5 protein-coding genes are annotated in these 5,309 nt (G+C 73.9%); 1 reads left to right on the forward strand and 4 read right to left on the reverse strand.

Annotated features, from left to right (window positions below; translation table 11 throughout):
* Nucleotides 1-18: 18 nt before the first annotated feature.
* From BEP24_RS15730 to BEP24_RS15740, 3 genes are all read right to left on the reverse strand, one after another.
* Entirely contained in the window at nucleotides 19-891 is an 873-nt protein-coding gene (locus tag BEP24_RS15730) for a patatin-like phospholipase family protein (RefSeq protein ID WP_065965030.1), read from the reverse strand.
* Nucleotides 892-1,036: 145 nt separating this feature from the next.
* Nucleotides 1,037-2,065 (reverse strand): NADPH:quinone reductase, encoded by a 1,029-nt coding sequence (locus tag BEP24_RS15735; protein ID WP_065965032.1) that lies wholly within the window; start codon nucleotides 2,063-2,065, stop codon nucleotides 1,037-1,039.
* 134 nt (nucleotides 2,066-2,199) lie between these two features.
* Nucleotides 2,200-2,571, reverse strand: coding sequence for a helix-turn-helix domain-containing protein (locus BEP24_RS15740; protein WP_065965037.1), 372 nt, complete (start codon nucleotides 2,569-2,571; stop codon nucleotides 2,200-2,202).
* Nucleotides 2,572-2,661: 90 nt separating this feature from the next.
* On the opposite strand from BEP24_RS15740, the gene BEP24_RS15745 reads away from it, so the two are divergent.
* Nucleotides 2,662-3,315: an NAD(P)H-binding protein gene (locus BEP24_RS15745; protein WP_065965039.1), complete on the forward strand. Its 654-nt coding sequence runs from the start codon at nucleotides 2,662-2,664 to the stop codon at nucleotides 3,313-3,315.
* Between the two features lie 689 nt (nucleotides 3,316-4,004).
* Here the strand turns inward: BEP24_RS15745 and BEP24_RS15750 are convergent.
* The coding region (locus BEP24_RS15750; protein ID WP_065965041.1) for an MFS transporter at nucleotides 4,005-5,309 on the reverse strand (1,305 nt) is incomplete at its 5' end.

The raw sequence follows: 5,309 nt of genomic DNA on the forward strand, positions 1-5,309 counted from the left end.
GCTACCCCCGCCCGTAGCTCAGGCCCAGAACGCCGCGATCGCCTCCGCGACCGCCGCCCCCTGCCGCCGCCCCTCGACGGACGCCGGTGCCTGGGTCGACAGCGACAACGAGTTCGCGCCGAACGCGTGCTGCGACGCACTGTCCGCGACGATCACCTCGACCGAGCTGCCGCCCGCGCGCAGGGACTCGACCGCGACGTCGAGCCACGGTCCGAGCGGCGATGCGCCCTCGGGTCCGCACGCCACGACGAGCACGCGCTCGTGCCCGGCGGCGACGTCGGCGTTCGTGGCCGAGCGGAGCCCGCCGTCGATGTGCGGCACCCCGTCGATGTGCACGGGCGACCACACGAACGGCACCGAGCAGCTCGCCGCCACGGCACGCGTCAGGGGCACGCCGGTCGTTGCGGTGAGCACCTTGAACGTGCCGTCGGTGGCGTCGATCGTCGTGACCCCGAGCGGCTTCTCCGGCCACTCGGTCCCGGGCAGGGTCTCGGCGAAGGTCGCGATGCGCTCCTCGTCGGTCTGCCCGGTGACGACCTGCTGCGCGACGGCGCCGAGCCGGGCGCGGGCGTCCTGCTCCGAGGTCGAGCCGGCCAGCACCTGCGCGAGGCGCTCCTGGAAGTCCTCGCCCGCGATCGGCGCCGGCTCCTCGTAGGTGGAGGGCACCGGCGCGTGCAGCTGCTCGTACGCGGGCGCGACCGCGCCGTACCGGACGAACGTCCCGACGACACTGCCGGCGCTCGACCCGACCACCAGGTCCGCCGCGTCGAGGTCGACCCCGGCCTCCTGCAGCGCGGACAGGACCCCGACCTCCCACGCGATGCCGGCGACGCCGCCACCGCCCAGGACGAGTGCGCGGGTACCGGGGGCTGGGGTGGCGAGTTCGCTCATGCGACCTGCTTACCAGGTGGGGGAAGGACGGACGGGAGGATCGTGGCGGGCCCGCCACGATCCTCCCGTCCGTCCGGTGTCGGCTCGGCCGACCCGTCACCGCCGGTCCGGCGCGGACCGACCCCGTCTCGCGAGAGGTGCGGGGTCAGTCCGACGCGACGTCGATGAGGACCTTGCCGACCGCGTCGCCCTCGACCGCGTCGTGGGCGGCGGCGGTGTCCTCGAGCGCGAAGCGCACGAGCGGCAGGCCGGCGTCCTCGCCGACGGGGAGCACACCGTCGCGGAGGGCCGCGGTGACGTCCTCGGCGGCTGCCGTCAGCGCGTCGTCGCCGATCGTGTAGAGCAGCAGGAACTGGTAGCGGGCGTTCACGCTCATGTTCGGACGGATCGGCAGGGTCGCGTGGTCGCCGCCGTTGTTCGCGTAGATCGAGACGACGCCGTGGTTCGCCAGGACGTCCGCGACCAGGTCGGCGTTCTGCGGGATGGACACCTCGACGACGATGTCGACGCCGTCGGGGGCGATCTCGCGGATGCGGGCGGCGGCGTCCTCGTCGCGGTAGTTCACCGTGTGGTGGGCGCCGGCGGCGGTCGCGAGGGCGGCCTTGGCGTCGGAGCTGATCGTCGTGACGACGGTCGCCCCGGCCCAGCGTGCGAGCTGCACGGCGGCGTGCCCGACGGCTCCGGCGCCACCGGCGACGAGGACCGTGCGGCCCGCGAGCGCACCGGGGGACAGCCGCGAGGGGCCGTGCTCGTGCGTGGTGAGGGCGCGGTGCGCGGTCATCGCGGGGACGCCGAGCGAGGCGCCGACGTCGAAGCTCGTGCCCTCGGGCAGCCGGACGGCCCGTGCGGCGGGGACGACCGTGTACTCCTGCGCGGTGCCGGTCGGGCGGCTCGCGGCGGCCATGTACAGCCAGACGCGGTCGCCCTCGGCGAGGTCCTCGACGCCCTCGCCCACGGCGTCGACCACGCCGGCGCCGTCCTGGTTCGGGGTGATCTCGGGGAAGGGCAGGCCGTCGCCGTACGTGCCGCCGGCGCGGGCCTTCCAGTCGGTGGGGTTGACGCCGGAGACGACGACGCGGACGCGGACCTCGCCGGGGCCGGGCTGGGGGACCTCGCGGTCGACCAGGTCGAGGACGCTGCTGTCACCGGGCTTCGTGTAGACGATGGATCGCATGTGTCCAGGCAACCACCGCGGGGTGCGGGGTCTTCCCGGTGGCGTTCAGCGCGGTGTGCCGGTGCGCCGGTGCGCCGGTGCGCCGGTGCGCGGCGTGTCGCGCGCCGTTCCGTGCGGTGCGCGGCCGGTGCCGTTCAGCGCGGGGTGCGCGCGTCGTACTCGTCGCGTGACTCCTGCACGTCGGCCATGTGGTCGGTCGCCCAGTCCTCGAGCGGCGCGAGCACCGTGCGGAGGGAACGGCCGCGTTCGGTGAGCTCGTACTCCACCCGCGGTGGGATCTCGGGGAACACCGTCCGGGTGACGAGGCCGTCCCGCTCGAGCGCACGGAGGGTCTGCGTCAGCATCTTCTGCGACACGCCCTGCACCCGCGCCGCGAGCGTGGAGTACCGCTGGGGACCGTCCACGAGGGACCCGATCGTGAGCACGCTCCACCGGTCGCCGATCCGGTCGAGGAGCTGCCGCGACGGGCAGTCCGCGGCGTAGGGGCTGTACTCGAGCGCTGACATCGCATCCTCCGTTACGCACCATCAGGTGCCTACTTCCCAGAAGAGAGTAACGCGAGTACGGTCGGGATCACCAGTCACGGAAGGACACTCATGACCAACATCGTCGTCTTCGGCGGCACCGGCTACGCCGGCTCCGCCATCGTCCGCGAGGCCCTGTCCCGCGGGATCGCCGTCACCGCCGTCGCGCGCGACACCTCGAAGCTCGACGCCGCCGAGGGCCTGACCCTCGCGCAGGGCGACGCCTTCGACGCCGACTTCGTCGCGGACGTGACGAAGGGCGCCGACGTCGTCATCGTCTCGCTGCAGGCGGTCCAGGCCGACGGCAGCGAGCTCAAGGACAAGTTCCAGCACTTCGTCGACGCGGCCGCGGCTGCCGGCGCACGCCTCGGCATCGTCGGCGGCGCCGGATCGCTGCTCGTCGCGGAGGGTGGCCCGGCGCTGGTCGACACCGCCGAGTTCCCGGACGAGGTCAAGCCGGAGGCGAAGAGCCACGGCAAGATCCTCGAGGGGCTGCGGTCGGGCGCCTACACGGGCGACGTCGACTGGTTCTACGTGAGCCCGGCGGCGGCGTTCGGCAGCTGGAACCCCGGCGAGCGGAAGGGCACCTACCGCACCACGGACGACCTGCTGCTCACCGACGCCGACGGCAACTCGGACATCTCCGGCGAGGACTACGCCATCGCGATCGTCGACGAGGTCGAGCGCCCGGCGCACCACCGCGCCCGCTTCGGCGTCGCGTACTGAGGCACGGCGCGCCGCGGGAGACCGCGGCGCGCAGCGCCCGCGCACAGTCGAGAGCACGCCGCACCACGCATCAGCGTGGTGCGGCGTGCTCTTCGTGGTCGGGCCGCCCCGTGTCGGCCGGGAGGCTCGTGGCGGCCCGGCCTCGCGCCTCCCGTCCGTCGTGTGGTGCGTGCTGCTCCCGCACAACGGGAGGCACGTCGCGCCACGTGATCCCGTGGTGCGACGTGCCCGCGGTTGTGCGCSGCGCGCACGGCGGCTGCGCCGCGCCCGCTCGCGCGGCCGGTCGGTCCGCCCCGCGTCCGCCGGGAGGCCCGTGGCGGCCCGGCCGCGCGCCTCCCGTCCGTCGCGTGGTGCGGGCTGCTCCCGCACAACGCAAAGCACGTCGCGCCACGTGATCCCGTGGTGCGACGCGCCTCCGGTTGTGCGCCGCGCGCACGGCGGCTGCGCCGCGCCCGCTCGCGCGGACGGTCGGTCCGTCCCGCGTCCGCCGGGAGGCCCGTGGCGGCCCGGCCACGGGCCTCCCGTCCGCCGTGTGGTGCGKGCTGCTCCCGCACAACGCAAAGCACGTCGCGCCACGTGATTCCGTGGCGCGACGTGCTTCCCGTTGTGCGCCCGCCCCGGCCAGCGCGACCGCGCGCGGCGATCGCGCGCCTGCGGCGCCGCGCCGCCCGCCGCGACCGCGCGCCGCCCTACCGCTGCCCGACGATCGCGGGCATCGGCAGGTGGTGGCGCATCCGCACGGCGAGGTGCAGACCGCCCCGCCGGGCGAGGACGAGCCCCACGACGACCGCCGCCGCTGCCGGGACCCCGCCGGCGACGACCATGCCGACGTGGGCGCCGAAGTGGTCCACGACCTGTCCCATCAGCGGGCCGCCGATCGCCTGCCCGCCGAGCAGCACGAGGACGTACAGCGACATCACTCGGCCGCGGATCGCCACGTTCGAGGACAGCTGCACGAGCGAGTTCGAGGCGGTCATGAACAGCAGCTGCGACATCCCGACCGCGACGAGCGCGACCGTGAACGGCGCGATCACCGGGATCGAGCCGGACACCACGAGCAGGACCCCGGTCCAGAACACGCCGCCGACGATCGTGCGGAGCCGCACCACCGCTCGACGGGTCGACAGCAGCGCACCGACCAGGGCACCGACCGCGACGGCCGAGTTGAACGCGCCGTAGCCCGCGGCGCCGACGTCGTAGACCTTCGATGCGAACGCCGACAGCAGCACGGGCATGGTCAGGGCGAACACCGAGAAGAACACCATGAGGACGACGGGCACCAGGATGGTCGGCTTCCGCACGGCGTAGCGGAGCCCCTCGACGAGCTGTCCCTTCGTGCGGGGAGCCGGCGGTGTCCGGTGCAGTTCGGACACCCGCAGGAACCCGAGCGTCACCACCACGGCGACGCACGCGATCGCGTTGACGCCGAACGACCACCCGGCCCCGACCGCGACGAGCAGGGCCCCGGAGAGCGCCGGCCCGATCATGCCGCCGAGCTGGAACACGCTCGAGTTGACGCTGATGGCGTTGCGGAGGTGCTGATGCCCCACGATCTCGGTGACGAACACCTGGCGCGCGGGGTTGTCGATCACGGTCACCATGCCGACGAGGAACGCGATCACCCAGATGTGCCACGCCTCCACCACCCCGGTCAGGGTGAGCACGGCGAGCAGGGCGGACAGCGCCGCGAACGCCCCCTGCGTGATCATCATCAGCGCGCGCTTCGAGAACCGGTCGACGAGCACGCCGCCCCAGAGCCCGAAGAACAGCATCGGCGCGAACTGGCACGCGACCGTGATGCCGACCTGCGCGACCGACCCGGTGAGCTGGAGCACGAGCCAGTCCTGCGCGATGCGCTGCATCCACCCCGCGGTCATCGCCACGAGGTTCGTCGCCGTGAACAGGCGGAAGTTCGGGACGGAGAGCGCGATGAGGGTGTGGCGCCACGGCGGCCGTTCGGCCTGGATCGGGAGGGGTTCGGTGGGGGGAGGGAG

The sequence above is a fragment of the Curtobacterium sp. UCD-KPL2560 genome (genome assembly GCF_001705035.1).
GTDB lineage: Bacteria > Actinomycetota > Actinomycetes > Actinomycetales > Microbacteriaceae > Curtobacterium.